The following is a 26,345-nucleotide window of genomic DNA, read 5'->3' as shown; positions in this document are numbered from 1 at the left end:
ATGTAGTACTAAACATACAAAATATTCGTTAAATTAATTTACATTAATCCTTCGTGTTTCAGCAACCATAGTTTTCTATCAAGCCCACCTGCATAACCCGTTAACTTTGCATTTGCGCCAATAATTCGGTGACAAGGCACTATAATACTAATCGGGTTTTTACCATTAGCAGCACCTACCGCCCTCACTGCTTTTGGGTTATTGAGTTGGTTTGCAATATAACCGTATGTTTGCGACTGTCCAAAAGGTACCGTTAATAATGCTTGCCATACACTGTGCTGAAATACCGTACCGCTTGTATCAAGTGGTACATCAAAAGTAGTGCGACTTTTTGCAAAATACTCTTTTAACTGCGCAGCGCAAATAAGCACCGCCTTGTTAGTGACTTGCTCAAATGGCGTATAAGGGTGTTCAACTGGTGGATAAAACCCAACATAACTCACGCCTTTTTCGGTCGCTTGAATAATTATGTCGTCTATTGGGCTCGAAATTGATGTTTGAATTATCATTATAATTGCTGCCAAAGTTGAAAAGTTAAGTAAGATCGAAAAGGAGCGCAATTAGCAGGCTCAAACGGGTTTGCCGCTGCTTGTGCTTTTTTAACACCTAAATCACCATCAAGTAATATATCGGGTTGGCTTTGTCCTCGCAGCTTTGCATAATTTACTGTCCAAGGGCCAATTCCTTTTAAGCTAAGCCATTCATCTAAATCGTCATTTTCAGGATTTAGTGCACAAAAATGGGCTAAATTGTGCAGTGCATTTTTGCGTGCTTGTGGCATTTTAAAAAAAGCAAAATCACTATCAGCAACAATTTTAGCTGTGGGGAAGTAAACAGCATCCCCCTCTTTTCCGCCTAATTCATCAACTAACTTTGTTACTAAATTATGCGCCGCAGTAACACTGACTTGTTGTCCAAGTACTGCCCTTATCCCTGCTTCAAAACTTGACCAAATCCCCGGAAGCCTGAGCCCTTCACACACTGTAAATGCATTATTTATATTAGCGCTTAAATGCATTTGAATTAAATTAATATCGGCGTCTAAATCAAGCACACGGCGTATATTATTTATAACAGGTTGTAAGTACAACGTATTATCTATATTGATAGACACACTAAAGTGGTTTTTACTCGCTATAAATTCAGCGGTAAAACTTCCTTTATATTGCTCACTTGCAAAAGTACGTCCGTAGCTCGTTTGCGTTATCCACTCCATTGGCTTTATCAAACGCCTTTGCAAAAAGCCCTGCAAAGCAGGCCAATTATAAGGCGGCCTAAATGGTAACGTTAATGTGAGTGTTGACGTTGGTTTTTTATCGCTACTACGCAGCTTCGAGGGAGCTATATTTAACTGCTGTAAAAATGCATCATTAAAGCGCCTAATGCTTTTAAAGCCTGCGGAAAACGCTATTTCGGTAAGGGGTAAATGTGTTTCTTGAATCAGCTTTTTAGCAAAGTGACATTGGTTAAACAATCGATATTGCGTAATCGACACGCCAAAATACTGCTTAAACAACTGTCTTAAATAACGACTACTTACACCTAAACGAGCTGCTAAATTTTCGCAGTCGTGCTCATCATTTTGATCTATTAACTGTTTTGCTCTAAGTGCAGTCGTTTTTGTACCCTGCCATGCTGCGCTGCCAGGGGCACTATCAGGCCTGCAACGAATGCAGGGTCTAAAACCGTCTTGCGCCGCGTTATGGGCAAACTGATAATAAACAACGTTTTTTTCGTGAGCCGTTGGTGCAGGGCAAATAGGTCTGCAATAAATACCGGTACTTTTTACCGCTACGTAAAAAAGCCCGTCAAAACGAGGATCGCGACTCTGACGTGCTTTTTGCCAATGTGAAGTGTCCATAAACGGCTCTATAAATTAACCTTATAGAGCCTAGCTTATACAAAAAAATTCACATTACTAGCCATATTCGGCACTCAACCAATAGCCAATAAATAGCGATTTTGTACTTCTTGCCAATTAATTACATTATAAAATGCGGCAATATAGTCAGGGCGCTTATTTTGATACTTCAAATAATAGGCATGCTCCCATACATCAAGTCCCAAAATAGGTGTATTACCTTGCATTAAAGGACAATCTTGATTAGCGCTATTTTGTATAATCAGCTTTTTATCTGGCGTGACACATAACCATGCCCAGCCACTACCAAATTGGCTAATTGCCGCGGCTGTAAATTCCTCTTTAAACTTATCAAAACCGCCTAGTTGCTCATTTATAGCCTGAGCCACAATACCTTCAGGTTTACCGCCTCCTTGTGGGCTCATTACTTGCCAAAATAAGCTGTGATTAAAATGCCCTCCTACATGCTCTTGTACTGCTTTTTGCAGATTACTAGGCAGGCTGTTTATTCCCTTAAGTAATTTTTCAACATTTACGTTTTCATACTCAGTATCTGCTAAAGCAGCATTGGCTTTATTGATATACGTTTGATGATGCAGTGTGTGGTGAATATGCATCGTTTTACTGTCAATATGAGGTTCTAATGCATCGTATTCATAATCTAGTTTAGGTAAAGTAAACGTCATAAATAGTCCTTTTTAGTGCAATTGTTTGTTTGAAGGTGTGTTTGAGCTTAAACAAAAATTAACTTGCTCAATCAGTTCTGGAAAAGAAGGGTACCGGCGTGCAAATGACACAAGTTCAGAGGAAGTTTTAATGTAATGATGCTTACTCACTTTTTGTATATCGTAATGAGTATGCTTTGTTAAAGGACAAAGCGTTAGGTGTATTTCGCATAGCCATTTACATGCATTTTCTGGCTGCTGCATAGCTATATAGGTATCAGCTAAATTATGCGACGCAACAACAAGTGCGGGTATACAATGCTCAATAGCATAAATGGCATTGTTATTAATCTGAGCATATAAAAACTGCTGAAGGAGATGATCCGCAAGCGTTTTGGCTAATAAGTATTTATCGCGTGCTTCGAGTAAAGCACCCTGCTCAAATGCATAATTACCTTGCATTATGTTCGACTGCCAAGGGCTTAATGCTTGCTCAAGATAGAGTAGATCTGGGTGGGGCTGTTTTTGACCTGAGATCATATAATCATCTGCACATTTAATTATTGAGTGTGTATTTAACTTACACACCCAACACCCCAAATGCAAATGATTTTCATTAACTATTTGGCGAAATCTAATAATTCCTGCCCTGTTAAGCGATATATAATCCATTCGTTTTGAGGCTTTGCGCCAATACTGTTGTAAAAATCGATAGCGGGTTTATTCCAATCAAGCACCACCCATTCAAAACGACCACAGTTATTACTAATCGCCTTATTAGCTAAGTGCTTCATAATGGCTTTGCCTGCACCATTGCCACGACTATCTGGGCTTACGTATAAATCCTCAAGGTATAGGCCATTTTTACCTAACCAAGTAGAGTAATTATAAAAATATACTGCAAAACCAATTGGCTCATCGCCCTCTAAACAAATTATGCTGTGCGCGGTTGCCCCTTCGCTAAACAAAGTATCTAAAATTGCTTGTTCATCGGTTTTTACCGCATCCGGTTCTTTTTCGTATATGGCAAGTTCGGTAATAAAGTGCAAAATTGTTTTTGCGTCACTTGGTTTTGCATCACGTATTATAACGGGTTGGCTCATTGTATTTTTACCTTAAATATACTGCTCTAATTTATCTTTTAAAATATCTAATTGAATAGGTTTACTCAAATAATCATCCATTCCAGCTGTAATACAACGCTCTTTATCGGAGTCCATTGCATTAGCGGTGATAGCAATAATTCTAATATTTTTGTGCTGTTCACCCGCTAATCCTTTGCGAATAGCCGCGGTTGAAGCAAAACCATCCATAACAGGCATTTGGCAATCCATAAGTACTAACTTAAAGAACCCTGAATCGTGAGCTTTTAATATATCAATTGCTAATTGACCATTTTCGGCAATTGTAACGTCACAATTAAGCTTTTTGAGCATTAATGTAGCTACTTGCCGATTAATTGGATTATCTTCTACAAGTAATATTTGGGTAGGTTCCTGCACCTTTTCTTTTTTGAGTGACGAAATATAACCTGACGTAACAAGTGGGAGTGTCTCATCTGCATCATTACTTGTTATGACTGACAGTGCAGAAATTAAATCGGCAGTGGTTACAGGTTTGGGGAAATATGCCTGAAAACCAGCATCAGAATAGCGCTGCGCGCCTTCCATACCAGCAATACTAGTCATCATTACAAGTGGCATTGATTTATAATGTTCATGTGCTTTTAATGCTTTACAAAGCTCTATGCCATCCATTCCTGGCATTTGCATATCAAGCACTGCAATATCATACATGCAATTTTCGCTTTTATATTGCTGCGCACACATATCAAGTGCTTGGTGTGCGTCACATGCCAGAACAACTTTCGCGCCCCAATGTTCAAGCTGTTGTAAAATTACTATTCTATTTGTTTCGTTATCATCAACAACTAAAACTGTTAATTCTTCCATATTAATATTAGGAATATAACGCTCTTTTTGATCTCCCGGTGTTAGCATTATAGAGGCAGTAAAGGTGCTTCCTTTACCTGCTTCGCTAGTGACAGAAATAGCTCCTCCCATTAACTCGCAAAGCTGTTTGCAGATGGCAAGCCCTAAGCCACTGCCCCCGTATTCACGCGTTGTTGATGCATCTACTTGAGAAAACGGAGTAAATAATTGCTGTTGTTTGTCTTCACTTATTCCTATGCCTGAGTCTTTTACACTTACAACAAATTCTAAACCTTGAACCATTTTATTAATTTTCGCACTTACCACAACCTCGCCTTTAGCCGTAAACTTAACGGCGTTACTCAGTAAATTAGTAAGCACTTGGCGAATTCGCCCGGGGTCACCACATAATTGCGAAGGCTCCAAGGCTAACAAATCTAAAATTATTTCAATGCCTTTGTCTTGAGCAGTAAATGCTTGCGCGGCAGCAACTTCGCCAATTAAATCTCGTCCATTAAAGTTAATTTCTTCAAGTTCGATTTTACCAGCCTCGGCTTTCGAAAAATCTAAAATATCGTTAATCACGGCTAATAAAGAATGTGCGCTTGTTTTGGCAATGTCTACTTTTGTCTCTATTGGCTTAGGTAATGATTCTAATTGAACAAGCTCTAGCATACCGAGCACACCATTCATTGGCGTTCTTATTTCGTGGCTCATGGTTGCTAAGAATTGACTCTTAGCAAGCGCTGCATCTTCAGCCTTAACAAGCGCTACTTTTAACTCCTCACTGATTACTTTACGCTGCTGAGAAACTAAAGAGCTTCCCACTAAAGTAGCTAATGATCGAAGATACGTTTCTTCGCTTTGCGTCCAATTGTGGTGCTCGCCTACCGTTTCAGCACACAAAATACCTAAATTACCATCGCCAGTTGCTATCACTGCATCAAGCATCGATTTAATATTTAGTGGTTTTGCATACACTTCTATAAAATCAGCCGTTGCTGGGTGCGTATAAACATCATCAATAGCTACTAAGTTTTGCTTATAAATGGCGTTGTAATATGCAGGGTAGTCTTTAGCAGTTAAAACAGCATTTGTATCTACAAAACCTTGCCCTTTAATGTATAAACTATGACATGTCATCACATCTCGTTTATCGTTAAAAATCCATACCGAGGCGCGTGCAATATCTAGCACTTCACACATAGATTTAACTGCTAACTTTTTAACTTGTTCTACATTACTGTTTTGTACTTCAGGGGCAACAGTAAGTGCGGCTAAATTTTTGTTATACCTGTTTGTTTTTTCGCTTTCGAGTTCAAGTCGCTTATGCGCATCAATACTTTGAAACGAGCCAAAAACACGTACGCATTTTCCATCTCTAAGCTCTGCTTGGCCCATTGATTTAACCCAACGCTCCTGCCCCGAATAAGTTAAAATAATAAGCTCAACACTCCAACTTTCACCTAAAGTCACAGCGCATTCAAACAAGGTACTTATAGTGTCTCGGTGTATTCCTGGTTTATAAAAATCAATTGCGGTATCTATGCTAGGTTCATAACCCTCTGGTACCTCATGAATAACTTTAACTTCATCAGACCAATAAAGCGTATGCGCCTCTAAGTCAATTTCCCATGCGCCAATCTGACCTTGCTTACTCATTGATTCGAGTAAATTTTGCTGACGATTTATTTCTAATTGAGTGTTGTAACGTTCCGTAATATCTAAAATAAACCCATCTAAATACAATATGTTGCCATCATCTGCGTAAATCGCTTGGCCTTTTTCGTTGACCCAATGCAAGGAACCATCGCGAGCTGTAATTCTATACTCAACAGACCATGGTTGCTTGGCGCCGACACAACTTAATATTTCAGCTTTTATTTTTGTAGAATCGTCTTCGCATATTAAATCAAAAAAGTTAATGGCTTCGCTATGTATCAACTCATCAGGCGAATAGCCTGTTATTTCACTCGCTTGGTCGCTCATATAAAGCATGCTTAATTTGTCATCAAATTTACATCGATAAATAATGCCCGGTATATTTGATACCAAAGATGCAAACCTATCTCGACTTCCTTGCAGTTCATGCTGTGTAGATTTTTGATCAGATATGTCTAAATGCGTACCTATCATACGTTTTGGAGAGCCATCGGTATTCCACTCAACTATTTTTGCAGTATCGAGAACCCAAATCCAATCTCCATTTTTATGCTTCATGCGGGCTTCGCTAACATAATAGTCAGTCTCGCCGGCAAAATACGCTTGAAGTTTTCTCTCCGATATAGCTAAATCATCAGGATGAGCAAAGGTATACCAAGTATCTATAGTGCATGGTTCAAGCTCGCTGAGTTTGTAACCTATAATCTCGGCCCAGCGATTATTAAATGTCACTTTTTTAGAATCGATATACCAATCCCAAATACCCACGGCTGTTGAGTCAATCACTAGTTGTAACTGTGTTTTGTGCTGTTCAAGCTCCAACTCTTGTAATTTAAGTGCTGAAATGTCGGTACGAATAGCGATATAGTTTTGTGGTTTACCGTTTTCATCTAAAAATGGCACGATGGTCGTATCTACCCAATAAAAATCACCATTTTTAGCTTTGTTACATATTTGCCCGTTCCATATGTCGCCATGTTTAAGGGTTTTATACATATTTTTAAAAAATTCTTTTTCGTGTTTTCCCGAATTTAAAAGGCGATGGTTTTCGCCTATTAATTCATGCTCATCAAAACCACTAATCTCACAAAATTTCTTATTTACAAAAGTGATAGTGCCATGCAAATCGGTTACAGCAACAATTGCATGTTCATCTAATGCGCTTTTTTGTTCAGCTAATTGTTTTAATGCAATTTGAAGTGCCGAACGTTGTTTTTGTAATATACTTTGTTGCTCTGCTTTTACGTCCACTAACTTACGAAGACCTAATGAAAGCTGATTAAACTCTATACTGTCGTTTATTATTGGAACTTTAACCAAATCGCCTTTTGTAATATTTTCAACAATTTTAGCTAAGTTAATTAAAGGCTGAGAAAGCCGGCGACCAAACCACCAAGACAGCGTTAATATAAGCAATAACGCCCCCGTATTAGTCAATACAGCAAGCTGCTTATAATAATTGGCGCCTTGTAGTGCGACTTCTTTTGGTTTTGATACGAGTAGCTGCCAGCCAGATTCATTTAAAAACTCTAATGAATTAATATACCCATATAAAGTGACTTCATTCTTATCACTATAAGTAAAAACACGTTGTGTTGGTGATCCGTTTTGAGAGAAAAATAGTGGTTGGGTATCGTCTGAATTATTACTTTTTTGAATTTTATTTTTGTACATAACATAAAATGTTATGTCTTTATTAGCAGCGTGTATTTTACTTAAATTATTTAATAAGCCGTTTAAATTTATATCTGCGATCAATATTGTTTGTAACTTATTTTCATCATTTAATACTGGCAAGCCAATAATATGATAGTCGCGCCCTGAGGCAGTCATTGACTGAAACTGAATCTTGCCTGTATTTTTAATACCTGTGCGTATGTCGTCAAAGCGCTGCTCTTTAATAACATCAAAAAAAGGTGATAAAGGTCGTGAGTTAACAAGGTTTATATCTATAAGCTCTACATGATTAACGAAGTCATACTGCTCAACAAATTGATTTATTAATTTTTGTTTTTTAGCAGAGCTAATATCAAGTTGTGACCTAAGCAAATATAAATCTTTAACATGGTCTGCAAACCAAATATCAGCAAATTGCTTGCCTATATTATTAAGCTCGTTAAGTTCGGTGTCTGCATTTTGTTTAAGGGTGCGATTTACGTGTTCAAGACTAAACCACGTAAGTATACAAAGCGGCACTAAAGCTATAATTATAAAGGTTATAATTAACTTACTTCGAACAGATTGTCCTTTACCTGTTAATTCACCAAAGTTTAAACCTTTGTCCATGCTTAATACCCAGCAGCTTTTAATCATTTAATATTACTTACATTAATGCACTAAATATATAAAGACGCAAGTTTTGAGCCGTAAACTCCTTAAAAACTCGACATTTAGCGCGACAAACTTAAATTCACGCATTTAATAAAATACGCCTTTATCATTAACTTAAAATTACGTTCATGTACGCGACAACTTCTGTAGCTGTTTCAAACCACCCATGATATAAGCAATATTCAGTCAATGTATTTGAAGGGATTATGGCAATGGCGCACGATCATTCACATAGTCATGTAGACGAAAACCAAAGTAATAAACAGCTCACCGTTGCAGTTTTTATTAATGTATTACTAACCATAGCCCAAGTTATTGGTGGGTTATTTTCGGGTAGTTTGTCACTTATAGCAGATGCACTTCACAACTTAAGTGATGCCGCCGCTATATTTATAGCCTTGATTGCACGAAAAATCGGTAATAAACCAGCTGATGACACTCATCACTTTGGCTATAAACGCGCTGAAATACTCGCCACTCTTTTTAATAGCAGTACACTAATAATAATTGGTGTGTATTTAATTTTTGAATCAATTTCGAGTTATTTAAACCCTCAACCAATTAATGGTTGGATAGTTGTGTGGGTGGCCGCAATAGCGTTAGTGATTGATTTAGCAACAGCGTATTTAACCTATCGAGCTGGTGCAAATCACAGTATAAATATAAAAGCAGCCTTCATTCATAACGTATCAGATGCAATGGCATCTATTGTGGTAATCATTGCTGGCACCTTAATTATTTTATATCAATGGTATATTGTTGATTTAATCGCCACTGTACTTATTTCTATGTATGTAATTTATCATGGCATTTTACTTTTAAAACAAAGCTGCAAAGTTTTAATGCAAGCAGCGCCTGACAATATCGACACACACGCAATATCGGATGCTATTAGTAGTAAATTTAATATCGAATCGGTAACCAGTATTAAGCTTTGGCAATTAGACGATAAAGAAAGCTACTGCGAGCTTATTATTAGCACTCAGCAAGCGATTAATTTGCAAGCCATAAAAATATTCTTACACGATAACTATAATATCGAAAATTGCATAATAGAAATCCAACCAAATACATCACTATTTAATTGAAAACAGCTCGTATTATCATTTACAATATTACTATTAACTCATAATGAGATACCGTTTTTGAAAATTTGGTTACGTAGAATTCATTTAGGCCTTGCCCTTATTAGCGGACTATTTTTATTAATAGTGAGCTTAACCGGTGCTGTTATGATTTATGCAAAAGACATTCAGCACTTAATAGAACCCGCAAAATGGCAAGTAGCACCACAAGCTACTTTTATGCATTACGATGAGCTTATACAAAATGTACAAACTCAAACTAAGCAAAAAATTACTTTTTTTATGCCAGAGCAAGCACCGGACGCCGCATGGCAGTTTAGGTTAGCTAATAAACACTACGCTAGTGTTAATCCCTATTCAGGGAGTGTACTAAACGTCTATGAATCAACCGATACTATTTATGGGTTTGCCCAAGGCTTACATCGCTGGCTGTTGTTTGAAAACAGTAAGGGTGAAAAAACCTTTCGAAATTGGATGTCCGTGTGTGCATTGCTGCTGCTAGTAAATGTATTACTTGGTTTTTACTTATGGGTAAAACCAAAAAACAGAGTTAAACGTTTAGCTATAAAACCAAAAGCCAAATTTAGAGTGCTCATGTATCAATTACATACCGTGCTTGGTGTTTACTTTTTTATACCCCTTATGCTTATTGCCTTTACTGGCATGGCATTTAACTGGAAAACACAAACTCAATCTGTATTAGAATTTGTAACGTTTAACAAAGTAGAGCAAAGACCTAAAGCACCAAAAATAATCCCCCTTTCTCAAGCTGTTTTAAATTATAACGAAGCAATAAAAAATGCCGAGAGCGTATTCCCTGATGGCAAAACATATAGAATTTACTTGCCTAAAAAAGATGACGAAGCAATTGCACTGAGAATGCAAAACCCTGGCGAAAGCCATGCTTACAGCTGGGTTTGGACTAACCCATTTACTGGTAAAGTATTAAACTCATTTGACGCCAGTAAAACCAACTTCACAACACAAGCATGGAACTTTAAGTATAAATTTCACATTGGTGATTTTGCAGGTCCTATAGTGCAGTTTTTATGGTTATTAATAGCCCTTTCACTCGCATTTTTTATTGTAAGCGGTGTGTATTTTTGGTTAAAACGCCACAAATGGAAATAAATCTCATTAACACTTGCGTCATTAGTTGATAATAATTACCATTACGCAACTTATTATCAACTAAGACCCTCCCATGTTAAAAACTTCGCTTTGCCTTATTGCTGTTGCAATAAGTGCTAACACGTTAGCAAATGAAAATAATAAAAATGAATACACTTCTGATCAGTTAGAGCATGTGATTGTATCTGGCAGCCGAATATCAGAAAGCATTGACGAAGTACCAGCCTCAATTACCGTTATTAATCAGCAACAAATACAGCAGCATTTAAAAGTAAGCTCAGAGCTGGGGAGTTTACTCGCGCAAATGGTTCCAGGCCTTGCACCTAACACTGGCAGCTCAAGTAATTCAGGACAAACACTGCGTGGTCGCGCGCCATTAATAATGATTGATGGCGTACCGCAATCAACCCCTCTTCGTAATGGTTCATTAGGTGTAAAAACGTTAGACGCAAGCGCAATAGCGCGCATTGAAGTCATAAAAGGAGCAACCTCTATTTATGGTAATGGTGCCTCAGGTGGCATTATTAACTACATAACAAAACAAGCGCGTAGTGATGGTAAACCGGAAGGCGAAATAAGTATTTCAAGTCGCTTTAGCGCTGTTAAGTTAGCAGAAAGTGGCGGCGGTAGAATATCAGCAGCAGTGAACGGCAAACTTGATAAACTAAGCTATCTACTAACAGCAAGCTATGAAGAAAACGGCGTACAACGCGATGCACAGGGCGATATTTTAGGCTTGCAATATGGTTTATCTGATTCTGAAACTCAAAACTACTTTACAAAGTTAAGTTACGATTTTGACGACGAAAAACAACTTCAGTTTAGCTACAACTTTTACAGCTCACAACAAAAAACAGACTTAGGCGATGTGACTGGCGATGGCAATATAGGGGAAAAAACATACGCTATACACGTCCCTTTAGAGCTTCAAAAACAAGGTAAACCGCAAGGCCCTGAAGGCAACGAGAATATAACCCTAAAATATGTTGATTACGCGCTGTTTGAAAACACACAAATGACCCTCGATCTATATAAACAAAATATAGAAAACGTGTTCTTTTTCTCAACCGCTTTAGCCAATCTTGATGAAGGTTACAGCGGTGGTCAATCGGTTATTAAATCAGATAAACAAGGCGCACGAGCCACGTTTAATAGCCAGTTTGATTTTGAAAATGTAACAGCCACCCTAATCTACGGCATTGATGCCTTAAACGATAAAACATCGCAACCTTTAGTAGATGGCCGTGTGTGGGTGCCAGAAATGGACATGGAAAGTGTGGCAGGCTTTTTACAAACCAAATGGGTAATAAACGACGACATTATTGTAAAAGCGGGTGTAAGAAACGAAAGCATTGATTTGAGCGTAAGTGACTACCAAACGCTAAAACTTTGCAAAACCGTATCGCAATGTTCAGTACCATTAAATGTGCGTGGCGACACCATTAATTACGATGCAACAACCTATAACGCCGGTATTAAATATAACTTAACAGATGCCTTTAGCCCATTTTTTAGTTACTCACAGGGCTCTGATATTTCTGATATTGGTCGCTTACTTCGCGCTGCAACCGTTGACGACATTGCACTTATTCAAACACAAGCCTCAATAATCGACAATTACGAAGTTGGTTTTACCTCACAGTTTGAAAACGTACGTTTTGAATTTGCTCTTTACAGAAGTACCTCAGAGCTTGGTACAAGTAATGAGTATAATGAAGTAACAGGTGTTTACGAACCCGTGCGTGCACCACAAGAAATATGGGGTTACGAAGGACTAGTTAACTACACTATTACCCAAGACCTTAAATTAAGTGCTACTTACAGCTATGTTGAAGGTAAAAACACCGAGACAGATGACTATTTAGGCGCAAGCCAAATTAGCCCACCTAAAGCAACAGCTAATGTAACATGGCAAACAAATGACGAACTATCACTTGCAATGAGCTTTTTATACGTAGGCGACAGAAAGCGCTTTGATAAAAACGCACAAGGGCAATACTCCGGCGATCAGGGCCCTGTTAGTAGCTACAACACATTTAACTTAAGTGGCCAATACAATGTTAACGCCAAGTGGAGTGGCTATTTGGGAATAGAAAACCTTTTCAATAGTGATTACTACCCAGCCCGCGCACAAGCATATACTTACGGTGGGTACAACATTAAAGGATTAGGCACAACTGCAACATTGGGTGCTACATACCAATTTTAACAAATAAACACACACTATAGGCATGCCCTGCATGCCTATATGCTTAACCTGAGCTCTGGTTAAGAGATTTACTGACGTATAGAATCATGGAGATATTTAAATTGATTTTCTCTAGCCAGAGATTCTCAGTGAAAACAAGGCGACTTTACGCGTCAATAGCTAGCCTATTGCAAGTAAATTCAACGCAGTTAGCGCTGAAAATAGCTGCTCGAGATAGATTTATTATCCAGAGTTCAGGTTAATTAACAAATCCCACATAAATAGACGTCTCACTTTTTTATTTAAGGCGTCTATTAGATGCTAATGCAAATAAAAAACTGTCCATAAACCAAGCAGTAACGCAAACTTAAATAAGAATCAAAACCAATAGTAACGCAATGATTTTTATAGAGAAAACTTGCAATATAGGCTATTTGTACTACACTGTATACAATTGAAATAGTTAAGGCGATTTATCATGAAAGGTAATCAAAAAGTAATCGATGCGTTTAATACATTGTTAGCTAACGAATTAGCAGCAATCGACCAGTATTTTATACACTCGCGCATGTATGACGACTGGGGTTTAAACAAACTATACGAGCGCCTTAACCACGAAATGGAAGAAGAAAAAGATCACGCAGACTGGCTTATTAAGCGCATCTTGTTTTTAGAAGGTGTACCAAATATGACTAAACGCCGTGATTTACTTATCGGTAACGACGTAAAAAGCATGATGCAAAACGATTTAACACTAGAACTTGAAGTAGTTGCGTGTGTTAAAGACGTTATCGCAATATGTGAAGAACAACAAGATTATCAATCTCGTAGCATTTTAGAAAAACTGTTATTTGATACCGAAGAGGACCATGTTTACTGGTTAGAGCAACAACTTGGCTTAATTGATAAGATTGGTTCTGAAAATTATCATCAAGCACAAATGGCTTAGTAGGAGCATACTATGAAAGGCGATAAAGACGTTATTGCAGCGCTTAATAAAGTACTCGCTAATGAGCTTGTTGGTATTAACCAATACTTTTTACATGCACGCATGTTTAAAGATTTTGGCTTCACTCAACTAGACAAAGCAGATTACAAAGTATCTATTCAAAAAATGAAAAACGCCGATCGTTTAATCGAACGTATTTTGTTTTTAGAAGGTTTACCAAATCTTCAAGACCTAGGCCGACTGCGTATTGGTGAAAACAGCGAAGAAATGATTGCAGCTAACATGAGTTTTGAACTTGATACTATTGGTGAGTTACAAAGCGCAGTTAAACTGGCTGAAAGCAAAAAAGATTATATTACCCGTGAAGCCCTTGACCACATTTTAAATGAACAAGAAGAGCAAATTGATTGGTTAGAAACCCAACAATTACTTATTAAAAACACGGGTATTAAAAACTACTTGCAGTCTCAACTGTAAATAGTAACAAGCATAAAAAAAGCAGCTAAAAGCTGCTTTTTTTATATCTAAGTTTTTATATGTAATTAAGCAACTTGATCCGTTACATCAGCAATCTGAATAAGTCTGCGATTAAGGATCTTTTTAGTACAACCACAACACTTACCGCATTGGCTGCCTACTTTAAGCTCTTTAGTTAATTCACGCATGGTTGTTGCACCATCGTCAATTGTTTGCTCAATTTTTTTATCAGTCACACCGTGACATAGACAAATATACATGAATACAAACCACTCTCAATTTCATTTAGTAGGTGCATACTAATCTAAACGAAAATGGTTATCAATTGTTATTTAAAAAAATGTGTATTATTTGAAATTTTTGGCCAGCGCCACTTAAGTCGAGAATTCGCGGCAGCTTGAGAATAGTTTGAATTTTAAGCAAAGTGTGGCACACAGATTGAGATTTATTAATTAGAGTCTATCTTAAATCTAAGTAAGATTAGGTTTTGGTAAATATTTGAATGGTTGCAAATTAATTACATTAAGGCTTTATAAAACCTTAATTTATAAATACGGAATTTATTGGTAGGTGATTTCCGGTTTGTGCCAATTACGGACGATCGTAACGCCCTAATAACAGGCAAAAAATTGTTTGCTAAAATGTTGAGGAACGAAAACAGCAAACTGTTTTTTGTCCTTGTTTATTAGCTTGTTAGGTACTTATTCTTCAGGCTCATTTTCAGCCTCGATTTCTATAAAGTCTTTTATTACATCGTCCCCAATTGAGAAATTTATATTCAATGTAATATCTTGGTTTAGGCTAAGTATTTCAAATACTGAAAATTCACCTGAGATTTTATTTAGGTGAACACTGCCTAAATTAAAATCATTTACACTACAATTCAAAATTCTTGATAAATTAATATTCATAAATTCAGTTGAAGTATTGTTTATTAAGTAATTGCAGAACTCCTTACCCTCCTCTGTTCCATTATGCTCACAGCTCTTTGAGAAGTTAGCCCAATCATTAATTAATATAACTTTTAAAGGTTTAGCGACTTTTGATTTGCTAGCAAAGGAAATTAAGTGTTCGCACAACTTATCATCTTGCGCTGATGCAATAAATGGCATTCCAATAATTGATATCAATAAAACTTGAAAATTACACCTAAACACTATGAAGTACCTAACGCCTACTAAGCGGCGCGAAATTATTGGCTAAAATTGCGAGGAACGAAGCTAGCCAACTGTTTAGCGTCCGTTTGAGTAACTTATAGTTACTCCGTTCCATTAATTAATGTATTTACCTATCTCATTAATACATGGAATATGCTTCTGTTGATTACCAATATTTGAGCGGAAACAATTAATGTTTGTAACAAGACTTTCGGATCAACAGGAGTAATTTGTTTCAATACGCATACTCAGGGGTTGTCGTAAAGTCGACTATCTATAAGACCTGCGAGAAACACTATTAATCACTATCTATTCTTTCACTTTACCTCTAGGAGGCCCAAAATGGAAGCCTTTAACGTCTTGTTATGTGTTTATACCACTTTGTTTTTATTGGAAAAGCTACTTAACAAATAAACTATACCATACCAAGAAATACAACCAACAATATATACAACTATTTCGCGAAAACTGTAATAAGGTATAGCTCCGCTCCTTAAATCATCTATTGAGCCAATAAATAAACCAACTGAAATTAATGAACCTATGGCTAAACTTATGGAAGTATTGAGGAGCTTAGAAGATAAAAATGTGAAGCATGCTGAAAAGAAACCTAAATAAATAATTATATGAAGCTCAATATAGTAAATGAGTTCAAGTTCATGCTTTTCACCTGCAAAGGGATAAAGTGGTTGTGGCGGTGCTAGAAAATAACCTAATAGCGCTCCTAGTAAAGTAGCTACTGGGATTAACAAAACTTTAAATTTACTCATAGTTTGAAAAAAACATAGACATAATGACTCCCACACGGTGTTAGCCTCCGCTTTTCGTGGGTTAGCTTAATTCAAAGCCAGAGCCATAATTAGTTTGTCAATTAACTAAACAGCAGAGGCTAACATGAATAAACATAGCATACTTTTTATCGGTCTTGATACACATAAAGAATTCAATGAAGTCGCCTATATTGAAGAACATAGAAGTGCGCAACCTGTTCATCTTGGCCGAGTTTCGTCTTCCAAAGTGGCCGTTCAAAAGCTTGTTCGTCAGTTCGAATCGAAATACCCTGGCGCAACACTTCATTTTGTTTATGAAGCAGGCCCATGTGGTTATTGGATTTACAGGTTAATTACCAGCCTCGGCCATTGCTGTTACGTGGTGGCGCCCTCTCTTATTCCTAAAAAACCTGGTGAGAAGATTAAAACCGATAAACGTGATGCTCTTAAGCTTGCTAAATTACTTAAGTCTGAAGATTTAACACCTATCTATGTTCCCGAGCCTGAAGATGAAGCTGTACGCGATTTATCTCGTGCACGCGAAGTGGCAATGAAGGACTTAAAAGATGCTAAATATCAATTAAAGGCGCTGTTGCTTCGCAATAATATCAATTACAAAGGCACTGCGAATTGGTCACAAAAACATTTACGTTGGCTTACTGAGCTTGTGCTGCCCCCCCCCCGCTCAGCACATCGTCTTACAAGAGTTTTTACACACAATTACCGAACGAATAAGCCGACTTGAACGGCTAGACAATGAACTAACACACCACGTTCACCAGTGGCGTTATTATCCTGTTGTCAAAGCAATACAAGCTATGCGTGGTGTCCGTTTGTTGGTCGCCACCGGCGTTGTTGCTGAGCTTGGCGATTTATCGCGTTTCGACCATCCCCGTAAATTAATGAGTTATCTCGGTCTTGTACCCAGTGAACACTCGAGTGGTGGCAAACGCCATATTGGCGCCATCACAAAATGCGGAAATGGCCGAGCAAGACGCCTTCTTGTGGAAGGTGCACACACTTATAGGTATGCGGCAAATATATCGACCGATATGCAAAAACGACAAGAAGGCTTACCAAAGGACATTATTGATATTGCGTGGAAAGCACAGATTAGGCTCTGCAAACGCTATAAAAAAATGATAGCCAAAGGGAAACACTACAATCTGGTTGTTACCGCCATTGCCCGAGAAATGATTGCGTACATATGGGCTATTGCAAAAGAAGTGGTGCTTACGCCAGTGAATACAAAACTTAGATTGGCAAGAGTACCCGCATGATAAACGAATTAGAGTTAATGCATGGGATCAAGCATCGGGTGTGGCACAACCACCGACGGCGTTAGGATGGCAATGTAGCTAACGCTGCATTGAACCACGAACATAGACTGAAGACAGGTGCCATCGGTGACCGCCACAGGACGCAATAAGTAAGGTCTGCTCTGTTACTAGAAATAGTAATAACCAACGAATATCAGCAAGATAACCGACGACATTACTTGCTTCATCCTATGTATTAACTCGCTCTAATTCGAGCTAAAGTAATTATGGCTTAAAAAGTTAGGCAGGGGTCAGTGCGTTTAACTTGACAGTGGGAGTCATACCAACGCCTAAATAACAGGCTAAGTAATGGTTGGCTAAAATTGTGTAGCGAAACGTTGCCAACTGTTACGTGTCCTAGTTGATTTGCTTTGTTAGGGCTTTACCAACTCCGCCCATTTATTATTTAAAAAAGCACGAGATTGAATGACCGATAGCATATAAGGCTTAAACTCACCTTTGGGTAACTTGAAGATCGCACTGTAAACAGCAATTTCATTTGCCTCAATACCTTCGGATTTTGCCCAAGCCTGAACATTAGGATCGGGATCTAAGGTTATATCTGCTTTATCTAGTGCTTTAAGGTAAATAAAATACTCATTGTCTGTTTCAATTTTTGTAGTGTCACGTTTAATCGAAAATTCGAGGACATGTAAATCAGGATTTTTATTATAAAGTTGGGACACATTGATTTTAACAACTTTTAAATATTCAGGCTCGGCTGCCCAGAATTCACTAATATCATTTGCAAATGATGAAAACGATAAAAGTGAAATAATAAAAATAATAGATTTGATATGCACCAGTTTCTCCGTAAACCCTAACAGCTTATTGAACACCATTTTGGTGGTTCATAACACACCAAAACGGCGTATATTACATACCCCGATAATTTCACCAATAATTGCCTTTGTAAACAAGTAATTAAAATAGCCAGATATTAAGCATGTTATTTTTCCCCAAAGCGGCGTTTAATAATGTTATCGGACAAAATTAGGCTCCTACTCAAAGAAGTAGTAATAAATTTAACTTTTCAGTGTCCGCTCCTCGCTCTAGGCGGACTTCGCCAAAGTGCCAATTCGGGGCGGTGTTGTTTTTTGATACATAAAATCAAGGGTTGACTCCTTTAGCATACCTACATATCTATTCCTCTGTATCAAACCCCGCAATAAACTCATCGATAGTGGTTTTGAGGTTTTCTTCATGGCTTTTGATTTTCCCAAGAGCCAGCATAGCTTGCTGTTTAGCCTTATCTTGATCCCCTCTCTCTTCGTAGCCTTTGGCCAGATTAAGCAACACCCATGCAGAATCTGAATAAAGCCCTGCGTTATATTGCAACAGCTCCATGCCTTTTTCGGGCGAATCAAGCCCTGTAATATAATATGAAGCAAAATTGATCGCACCTTTTCGAGGTTTGATCTCCTGGAATAAGTCTTGCGACAGCAGCTTAAAATGCTTATCAAAACCTTCAGGTCCCTCTGTAAAAACTCTAAAAGGTACTGACCAGTTGCGATACAATTCATTGGTGGAATTAACCAGACCAGTCATTAGCGTCGCTACGTGGGGCAGCGTTTGCAAATGTTCTATCTTAAATCTGAGGCCGTTGGGTTTGGTTTCTTCTAGAAATGCCTTTAATTCTAAAAATCCCTCACGCATAGCTATTGCCGAATCGTCAATCACCTGAAAGCCTTCATCTCCTAGATTGACATAAAGAAACTGATTCAAATTGTCTTGTGAAGACAGGTACCTTTTCAGTTTAGGCAATGTGACTTTATTGCCCCAGTGGATAGAAGGGCTTAATGCTACATGGGCAGTAAACAGCCCCGGTCGGGAGTGCATTGCATGCAAAGAAAAAAGCCCGCCAAGAGAGTGTCCATTCAAGGTTTTAAAATCAGAGGCTTGGTAGTGCTTATCGACAAAGGGAAGCAGCTCTCTCTATGTAATCCAAAAAGACATCCGCACCACCACCTTGTTTGTATTCGACATGTTCAGTCGGTGTGTAATCCCTAATTCTGCTTTCGTTTTCAATTGCAACCAATATCATGGATGGTGCCAAACCATTCTCGTAATAGGATGACATAACCCCCTGAATCATGTCCTTGTAATATTTGCCATCCAGAAAATAATAAACTGGATATTTATAATCCGGAAAGTCACCATAATTATCTGGCAGATAAACGGTGACGTTTTGCTTTTCTCCCAACGTCTTAGAGTTAATTATGTGTTCTTTAACAATGACAGCATTGGCAGAAAATAGAGGCAAGAGACAAATGATTATGGCGAGGAGCCTTAGCTTTTTTAGGTAGTTCATAAAATTCCCTGTTTACCGTTTTTTCGAGATAAGTTGCCGAATAATAACTTTAATGAAAAGCGATTAAGGGGGCCATATAAAGATAATTTAATTAGGTCATGCAATAAAAGCAATTGCCATAATGCAATTAAAAATTAAACCAGACAACCACCTTAATTGAACAAACAAAGCTATCCCAGTAAATATGGATGTCATCCTAATTTCTACCGAACTTCGCAAAAGTGCCAACAGCGGACATTAGTGACGCCTTGTTATACGCCGAATGCACCTATCTAAAAGCTTTAATTGCCTCATTAAGCTGCACATCTGTTCCGCTTTCAATATTGTTCACATTAAGAAATACAAACTCATGATCTACAGGCAATCCAATGTTTTCATAATTTTCCCCATGAGAATTGAGATACCTTTCATTTGATAATGTGATCCCCCACCCATTAGGCAAAGCTTTTGTTAACGTATCGCTAAAAGCTCCGTAGCTTCTTTCACCAATAAAAGTAACATTGCCCCTTGCTTGTAAACCTAAAAGAAATACTTCAGCCGCACTAGGTGTTTTTTGACTAATTAGAACAACAATGCTTCCTGTGTAATTATTAATTTTTGATGGAGCGACAACAATTTTTTGAAGTTCACTGTAACCTGTCGATGTTTTAAACTGTTTACCCCCCAAGGCTAATTCTGAATCTATTAAGTAAGATAAAATAGAAAATGCCACTAAGTCACTTCCACCCATACTAAAACGTAAGTCAATAATTAAACCATTGCTTTGTTTGATGATAGGCGTAAATATCTCCATAACCTCTTTTGTTGCTTTTACGTCATTATTTGAGAAATCATCAAAGTTACTTATTTTTAAATAGGCAATATTTTGAGGCGTTTTTGCTAAGGTAAAATTATCGTGATATTGAAGAGTGGAATAGTTTTTATCAATGTAATTCTTAATGTTTCCCTGAGACTTTTCAATTAATGCGGTATGTAATTCCCAGTAAGTTGAGTATTCAGGGTAATTTACTGAGTGCGCTTTTAATTCACCCCAAAATGACCACTTTCTTGGTGAGTAATGTGAAAGCCTATCAAGTTCTTGATTGAGTAATATGGCATGACCGTCGCGTAATTCTTTAAGAAAGTCATCAATGATACTAAATAGCTCATCTTGCGTAGTTTTTGAGGTTATTCTTTTTTGCCAAAGTTTTCTCTGCTCAACCCAATTAATATCTTTATCTTTTGAAAATGCATAGTGCTCTTCAAAATTATTCATTAGAACGTCAAGAACAATACTGGCATTAAATTCGTAGTTTTTGTCTTTAATACTAAAAATTTTTTCGGATTGACATTGAGCGGGTAAACTATCTAATTTCGTTAGCTTTAACGGAAACAAACCACCAAAGTTAAGTAAGCGATTATATTTATTCACTTTTTGTGTTTCTTCAATGAACGAGATTTGTTCAAACTCATCGGTGATAAAGTGGTTTTCCAAACAATGCTTAGTTGTTAAATCAAAGGCTGTTGTTTTATTGTCCACAGTATGAAAAACGTAACCATAACCTTGGGTTTTCCAAGTTGTCTCTGCGGAGTTCGCAGAATTGATGGTACAAAGTACGGTGAGTAAAAATAACAAAATCCCTTTATTCAAAGTTTACTCCTAATAGTGAATCACAACCGAACTAGACTAAGCGCAGAACGCTGTCTTAAGCGGCAAATTGCTGTTGGCTAAAATAAGTAAGGCTCACCATTTTTAAAGTTCGCAATTAATAGCTAAATTTTACTGGTCGTCCACCTCAGGACGTGTTGTTAGGTGCGCATTTCGACACGCCAAGGTGGATTAAGGCGGTTTTCGCCTGCCCAATAAAGTTTAATTTTATTACCAGACGGATCATATAAAACAGCTTCTCGCCACAAATAACTCTGATCCGTTGGCTCTTGATCGAAATTAAGACCTTTAGACTTTAATTGAGCAACCCAACTATCTAACTCTTCGTGTTCGAAATAGATAACAGTACAACCCTTAAAGTCAGAGCTTTCTAAAGATAATGAAAAAGTTGAATTTCCTTCAGGACATTCAAAACGTGCATAATGAGGTGTATCAACTATTTGAGTAAAACCTAGAGCACGATAAAACTCTGTAGCTTTATCCATGTTATTTACGGGTAACGTAACTTGATTTAAATTCACAGGACCTCCTTGTATACCTAGTGTCCTAGCGAGTGAAGCGAGAGCATTGAGTGGTTTTGTTATATTTCATGGTATAAAACTTCCCTGAAGACATCCATACTACACTCACCGAAGCTAGCCACGATAAAGTGACGGCGAATTAAACCAGTATTTATTGTGTACCAGGCTACATTTTTTCCATTTTCTTCGAAAGATTGAAGCTGAGTGAAAAATGTTGGGTCCTCTAGGCTATCAGTAACAAGGAAGACTCCTTGAAATGGGAGTTCACCTATTTGAGAAGGAATTGATATCATCACTGAGTAATCTGAATCTGAAAGTGTTATCTCGATTTCGACTTGATCCTGATATTTGATGCTATTTTCAGTGCGTTGCTCTTCGGTAATATAGCAGCTAGTGGCAAACACAGCCGAACAGAAGAAATATAGAGCTAAACAATAAATCCGCATGACTCAACTCCTTTTGAGATATAACAACTTTATCAGAGTACACTTCCCATATTTTAGCGCGAAAACATCCTTATTTAATGAACTTATATTAATAGCAAATAGTGTAATCTATTGCCAGCTATAAACATTATGATTGTTGAAGTTTATTTCACTATGTAAAAGGGAAAAGTTTCCTCATAGTATCTATTAGCTAATAATAATTAACCCTGACCGACCGCTTATCGCACTTTCCTGACTATCAACTAATTGCCAAAAGCTAACGTTATTACTCCCGAATAAATTAACTATGCGCGATTCTTAATATTTACCGCACAAAATTTTTGTGGAATAATGCCCGCCTCTTAGGGGAGTAGCCCGCTCAGTAATGAGTAAACTTATCAACATAATTGCACCTCAAGTGCATGGTAAGTTTGTAATGTTGTAGCAAGCGTTATCGGCGAGACCTAGGTAGACACTATCCTCATGGCGGGAGATAGTTGTTTGCCTTGGTTTAGTATTCCCGCCTGTAAGAATCAATAATGGAAGTTTTTTTAACCTCAACCGTCACTGTCACACTTGCCGAAATAGGCGATAAAACCCAGCTTTTATCGCTCCTGTTAGCCGCCCGCTTTCGTAATAAAGGCGCACTTATTCTTGGTATTTTAGCCGCAACCTTACTCAATCATGGTTTATCAGCATGGTTTGGGCAGTGGTTAAATAATAGTTTTTCTTCTGAATATTTACCTTGGCTTGTTAACATAAGCTTTATTGTAGTTGGCCTTTGGCTATTAGTTCCAGACAAAGACGAAGCTGTAAGTAGTAAATACGATAGCTACGGGGCTTTTTTAGTCGCTTTTGTATTATTTTTTATTGCAGAAATTGGTGATAAAACACAAATAGCGACGGTGTTGCTAGGCGCACAATATCAGTCTGTGTTTTGGGTAACGGTAGGAACCACGTTAGGTATGCTAATTGCTAATGTCCCTGTTATATACGCCGGAAATGCATTACTAAAAAGAATATCTTTAAACACCGTACGTGCTATTGCTGCTTGTGTGTTTGTGTCATTAGGTATTTATGGCTTAGTTACAATTTAATAAATATTAAAGCTCGTAACTGTTGATTTAAGTGCGAGCTTTAGTTTTTTCTGCACGTTATTTATGCATTATTTACACAGTAACATCCCTTGGTTTGTGTAATTAAGAGGTTTGAGTTAAAACCTGCAGCTAAATTAGTGACCACGGTTTCAACAAAACCACTTCCCTGAGCACAAGCTAATCCTTCGGAGAGCGGACCTGCATAAACAAATTCACCCGCTTTGTTAATAATAACAGCAGCAGGCGTTGCCGGAATAATGCGTTTAAGAATTGGTGTTAATTCAACTTCCACAATCTTTATGCCTTTATTCGTAGCAAAAGAAGTTAGCGATGAAATATGTGGCTTAGCCTGTATAGTACACCCGCAGTTTTTTTCTGTTATAAGCACTAAAGAGGGCTCACCATTATCAACCCAATCCAATTGCTTTTTAAAATTACTAAACCAATGTTTTTGCATTAAAATTTTTGAGCTATCAAACGGTTTTAGCTGCTCTAATTGAAAATAAACTAACCCTGCAACAACACAAATAAGCCATGTAGCTATAAGCGAAAATACGAAAGAGTTAGATTTATTTAAACTTGGCAATGCTTTGCTCTAACACATCAATACTTACATCGATTAACTGCACCTTAGCGGTTAACTGCTGCACTATTTGCGTATCTTGGTACTGATTTTGTCGCATAGTATCAGTACTGCTTGCTATTAATTCAGTATTACCTGCCTGCTCAGCTACAACTTGTGCAACTGAATCAGAACTTGAAGATACTGCGGCTATTTGCTCGCTCATTGCTGAAATATTTTCTTTCATTGCAGCACTAATACTTGTTAAATCAACTACAAAATTCACACACTGACTCATTGATTGTGTTGACGTTTTACTATTATTAACAAGATCTTTTAATGTTAGACTAATTTTATCTGTTGTTGCTTTACTATGGTTAGCCAAAGATCTTACCTCATCAGCAACAACAGCAAAACCTCGACCATGTTCGCCTGCACGGGCAGCTTCAATAGCAGCATTTAAAGCAAGTAAGTTTGTTTGCTCAGCAATACCTGATATCTCATTTAGAAGACCTGAAATAACATCACCCGCAGCCACTAAGAGGTTTATTTTTTCTTCAGTATGGTTAAGTAGTGTTAACAGCTCTCTACTTTTAGCATCTGTTTGAAGAACTTCTTTTAATGCGTCGCTCGCAGCTTGTGTAATATGGTCTACTTGACGCTTTAGCACCTCACTTTCTTCTTCTACAAGTTTAAAACCATTAGCAACTTGAGCGCCAGAATTAGCAATATCATCAGTTTGTTGTGTACGCTGCACTGCACCACCCGCCAACTGATCATGAACATGTATAAGCTCTTGTGAGTTTTTTTGCAGTGATTCAGATTGAGTTTGTACCTGCTTAATAACATCCGATAAGTAATCTAGTAACGTGTTAAAACCTGCTACAGCTTCACTTTTAGTATCATCAGCGCGAAGAGAGAGTTTTATGTTTTCAGGGTCTTTCATTATTTGCTCTGTCGCATAACTTAAAGATAGAGCTGCACGACGTTCGCGTTGCAACATTATGGCAATGTAGCCTGCAACTAACACTTCAACTATTGCGTATCCAGCATGAATAAGCACCGTAGTAAAAGCAAGCCTGTCAGGATCAAATACATAAAATCCTGTATTTTGAGTTTGTAAATAATAAAAAGACAAATGATGAACTGCCACAAATACAATTGCAGTAATAAACACTCGCCACTGTACAAAAACAATTAACATGGGCATTAAAATAAATATTTCAAAATGGACTTCAATCAACCCAAAAGTTTGTTGTATGTGCAAAAAAGAAAACATCATTATGGCAGCAGCTATCACATGTGGGGTAACAGGGCTGTCCCCTTGTGTGTTTAAAAGCCATATAGGTAATAAACACAATGGCAAACCTATCATAAAGGCCTGCGCTAATGTGTCGAAATACAAGCCAATAGCGATAGACTCGACAAACAAAAGACTGAAAATAATTGTAAATAACCGGCCAATACTAGACATAAAAACCTTAAAATTGTTGTTTGCATTGTTGTTTTATAAAGCAGTCTGCAATATACGTGTAAAAACGAGTTTCAGTTCACTGAACACAATAATAAACTACCGACACACCAAAAAGTAATACATTTGATTTACATTACATACATGTGGTCTACTTAATTATAGGCAGTATTTTTTTAAACGTAGGCGTTGCTGCTTTTTTTGTCCATTGAAAAATAACAATTTCAGCGCATGAAATTACCGCACCCGCTTGGCGTAATTGCTCAACTGCCAAGTTTTTATGTTGCGGATTTCTCGAGCCAATACCATCGTGTACGACAATAACCTCAAAACCATTTTCTATTAAATCTAAGCATGTTTGTAAAACACACACATGCGCTTCAGTGCCCACAACAACAACCTGCTTTTTATCATGGCTTTTTAACTTATCAACAAAGCCGAGCTCTGCACATGCACTAAAGTACGTTTTATGAAAATACATAGCATTAGGTAATGTATTTTTAATTTGCTGATTAGTCGCGCCCAACCCTTTGACATATTGCTCAGTTATTAAGACCGGGACGTCGTGAATAATACCTGCCTGCGCTAACTGCAATGTACTTTTTAAAATATTCGGAAAATCTTTAATTGCAGGAGCAAGCAACTCTTGTAGGTCTATTATTAATAATACGCTGTTTTTTACATCAATATTAGATAAAACCACTATACTCTCCTCATGAACATTAACTGTTATCTATTTAGATTAGCTCACTATTTGAAAATAGAACTTTTAACTTTACGTATA

24 protein-coding genes and 1 pseudogene are annotated in these 26,345 nt (G+C 37.5%); 7 read left to right on the top strand and 18 right to left on the bottom strand.

The genetic code is table 11. From position 1 onward, the window contains the following. Positions 1–38: 38 nt before the first annotated feature. From I6E80_RS03935 to I6E80_RS03910, 6 genes are all read right to left on the bottom strand, one after another. Entirely contained in the window at positions 39–509 is a 471-nt protein-coding gene (locus I6E80_RS03935) for a methylated-DNA--[protein]-cysteine S-methyltransferase (RefSeq protein WP_076924193.1), read from the bottom strand. Next, positions 509–1,861, bottom strand: coding sequence for a DNA-3-methyladenine glycosylase 2 family protein (locus I6E80_RS03930; RefSeq protein WP_197184855.1), 1,353 nt, complete (start codon positions 1,859–1,861; stop codon positions 509–511). Before I6E80_RS03930 ends, I6E80_RS03935 begins: the two co-directional genes overlap by 1 nt. A gap of 74 nt (positions 1,862–1,935) precedes the next feature. After that, a complete protein-coding gene (locus I6E80_RS03925; RefSeq protein WP_197184854.1) occupies positions 1,936–2,547 on the bottom strand; it encodes a superoxide dismutase in 612 nt (203 codons plus the stop codon). 12 nt (positions 2,548–2,559) lie between these two features. Continuing rightward, positions 2,560–3,066 (bottom strand): hypothetical protein, encoded by a 507-nt coding sequence (locus I6E80_RS03920; protein ID WP_197184853.1) that lies wholly within the window; start codon positions 3,064–3,066, stop codon positions 2,560–2,562. 80 nt (positions 3,067–3,146) lie between these two features. Continuing rightward, positions 3,147–3,629, bottom strand: a complete 483-nt coding sequence (locus I6E80_RS03915; protein WP_024593105.1) for a GNAT family N-acetyltransferase — start codon at positions 3,627–3,629, stop codon at positions 3,147–3,149. A gap of 12 nt (positions 3,630–3,641) precedes the next feature. Next, the gene (locus tag I6E80_RS03910; protein ID WP_197184852.1) at positions 3,642–8,405 is read right to left on the bottom strand and encodes a PAS domain-containing protein; all 4,764 of its coding nucleotides are present in this window, start codon (positions 8,403–8,405) and stop codon (positions 3,642–3,644) included. A gap of 257 nt (positions 8,406–8,662) precedes the next feature. Here I6E80_RS03910 and I6E80_RS03905 point away from each other — a divergent pair, with 257 nt between their 5' ends. The 5 genes from I6E80_RS03905 to bfr (I6E80_RS03885) all read left to right on the top strand — a co-directional run bounded on the left by I6E80_RS03905 (position 8,663) and on the right by bfr (I6E80_RS03885) (position 14,280). Further along, positions 8,663–9,538, top strand: a complete 876-nt coding sequence (locus I6E80_RS03905) for a cation diffusion facilitator family transporter (protein ID WP_197112761.1) — start codon at positions 8,663–8,665, stop codon at positions 9,536–9,538. Between the two features lie 57 nt (positions 9,539–9,595). Further along, entirely contained in the window at positions 9,596–10,666 is a 1,071-nt protein-coding gene (locus I6E80_RS03900; RefSeq protein WP_197112763.1) for a PepSY domain-containing protein, read from the top strand. A 73-nt stretch (positions 10,667–10,739) separates the two neighbouring features. Next, entirely contained in the window at positions 10,740–12,875 is a 2,136-nt protein-coding gene (locus I6E80_RS03895) for a TonB-dependent receptor (RefSeq protein WP_197184851.1), read from the top strand. 457 nt (positions 12,876–13,332) lie between these two features. Next, positions 13,333–13,803 carry a bacterioferritin gene (gene bfr / locus I6E80_RS03890; RefSeq protein WP_002958985.1) on the top strand — a complete coding sequence of 157 codons (471 nt, stop codon included), beginning with the start codon at positions 13,333–13,335 and terminating at the stop codon, positions 13,801–13,803. A gap of 12 nt (positions 13,804–13,815) precedes the next feature. After that, positions 13,816–14,280: a bacterioferritin gene (bfr, locus tag I6E80_RS03885; protein WP_024593101.1), complete on the top strand. Its 465-nt coding sequence runs from the start codon at positions 13,816–13,818 to the stop codon at positions 14,278–14,280. 65 nt (positions 14,281–14,345) lie between these two features. Here the strand turns inward: bfr (I6E80_RS03885) and I6E80_RS03880 are convergent, their stop codons facing one another. The 3 genes from I6E80_RS03880 to I6E80_RS03870 form a co-directional block, all read right to left on the bottom strand. Continuing rightward, positions 14,346–14,540 (bottom strand): (2Fe-2S)-binding protein, encoded by a 195-nt coding sequence (locus tag I6E80_RS03880; protein ID WP_002960627.1) that lies wholly within the window; start codon positions 14,538–14,540, stop codon positions 14,346–14,348. A gap of 441 nt (positions 14,541–14,981) precedes the next feature. Further along, the gene (locus I6E80_RS03875; protein ID WP_197184850.1) at positions 14,982–15,392 is read right to left on the bottom strand and encodes a hypothetical protein; all 411 of its coding nucleotides are present in this window, start codon (positions 15,390–15,392) and stop codon (positions 14,982–14,984) included. 416 nt (positions 15,393–15,808) lie between these two features. Then, positions 15,809–16,207, bottom strand: a complete 399-nt coding sequence (locus tag I6E80_RS03870) for a hypothetical protein (RefSeq protein WP_024600558.1) — start codon at positions 16,205–16,207, stop codon at positions 15,809–15,811. 124 nt (positions 16,208–16,331) lie between these two features. Here I6E80_RS03870 and I6E80_RS03865 point away from each other — a divergent pair. Beyond that, positions 16,332–17,487 (top strand): annotated as a pseudogene (locus I6E80_RS03865) (IS110 family transposase). 413 nt (positions 17,488–17,900) lie between these two features. Here the strand turns inward: I6E80_RS03865 and I6E80_RS03860 are convergent. The 6 genes from I6E80_RS03860 to I6E80_RS03835 all read right to left on the bottom strand — a co-directional run bounded on the left by I6E80_RS03860 (position 17,901) and on the right by I6E80_RS03835 (position 22,452). Next, on the bottom strand, positions 17,901–18,329 hold the full coding sequence (locus I6E80_RS03860) for a hypothetical protein (RefSeq protein ID WP_024600559.1): 429 nt from the start codon (positions 18,327–18,329) through the stop codon (positions 17,901–17,903). 340 nt (positions 18,330–18,669) lie between these two features. Next, positions 18,670–19,407, bottom strand: a complete 738-nt coding sequence (locus I6E80_RS20540) for a hypothetical protein (RefSeq protein ID WP_269435574.1) — start codon at positions 19,405–19,407, stop codon at positions 18,670–18,672. Between the two features lie 28 nt (positions 19,408–19,435). Next, a complete protein-coding gene (locus I6E80_RS20535) occupies positions 19,436–19,837 on the bottom strand; it encodes an alpha/beta hydrolase-fold protein (RefSeq protein WP_197184849.1) in 402 nt (133 codons plus the stop codon). 268 nt (positions 19,838–20,105) lie between these two features. Then, entirely contained in the window at positions 20,106–21,467 is a 1,362-nt protein-coding gene (locus tag I6E80_RS03845) for a S41 family peptidase (protein WP_197184848.1), read from the bottom strand. A 158-nt stretch (positions 21,468–21,625) separates the two neighbouring features. Next, positions 21,626–22,006, bottom strand: coding sequence for a VOC family protein (locus tag I6E80_RS03840; protein ID WP_197184847.1), 381 nt, complete (start codon positions 22,004–22,006; stop codon positions 21,626–21,628). Between the two features lie 59 nt (positions 22,007–22,065). Continuing rightward, the gene (locus I6E80_RS03835; RefSeq protein WP_024600563.1) at positions 22,066–22,452 is read right to left on the bottom strand and encodes a hypothetical protein; all 387 of its coding nucleotides are present in this window, start codon (positions 22,450–22,452) and stop codon (positions 22,066–22,068) included. Between the two features lie 518 nt (positions 22,453–22,970). On the opposite strand from I6E80_RS03835, the gene I6E80_RS03830 reads away from it, so the two are divergent. Further along, positions 22,971–23,528 carry a TMEM165/GDT1 family protein gene (locus I6E80_RS03830; protein WP_121954733.1) on the top strand — a complete coding sequence of 186 codons (558 nt, stop codon included), beginning with the start codon at positions 22,971–22,973 and terminating at the stop codon, positions 23,526–23,528. Positions 23,529–23,589: 61 nt separating this feature from the next. On the opposite strand, the gene I6E80_RS03825 is transcribed toward I6E80_RS03830, so the two are convergent. The 3 genes from I6E80_RS03825 to I6E80_RS03815 form a co-directional block, all read right to left on the bottom strand. Then, a complete protein-coding gene (locus I6E80_RS03825; protein ID WP_197184846.1) occupies positions 23,590–24,114 on the bottom strand; it encodes a DUF6436 domain-containing protein in 525 nt (174 codons plus the stop codon). Further along, positions 24,098–25,564, bottom strand: coding sequence for a methyl-accepting chemotaxis protein (locus I6E80_RS03820; RefSeq protein ID WP_024600566.1), 1,467 nt, complete (start codon positions 25,562–25,564; stop codon positions 24,098–24,100). Before I6E80_RS03820 ends, I6E80_RS03825 begins: the two co-directional genes overlap by 17 nt. 148 nt (positions 25,565–25,712) lie before the next feature. Continuing rightward, positions 25,713–26,264, bottom strand: a complete 552-nt coding sequence (locus I6E80_RS03815) for an isochorismatase family protein (protein WP_197184845.1) — start codon at positions 26,262–26,264, stop codon at positions 25,713–25,715. Positions 26,265–26,345: the final 81 nt, after the last annotated feature.

This window comes from Pseudoalteromonas sp. NSLLW218 (assembly GCF_015864775.1).
Lineage (GTDB): Bacteria > Pseudomonadota > Gammaproteobacteria > Enterobacterales > Alteromonadaceae > Pseudoalteromonas.
Note: the sequence above shows the minus strand (reverse complement) of the source record. Positions and strands in the feature narration are given on the sequence as shown.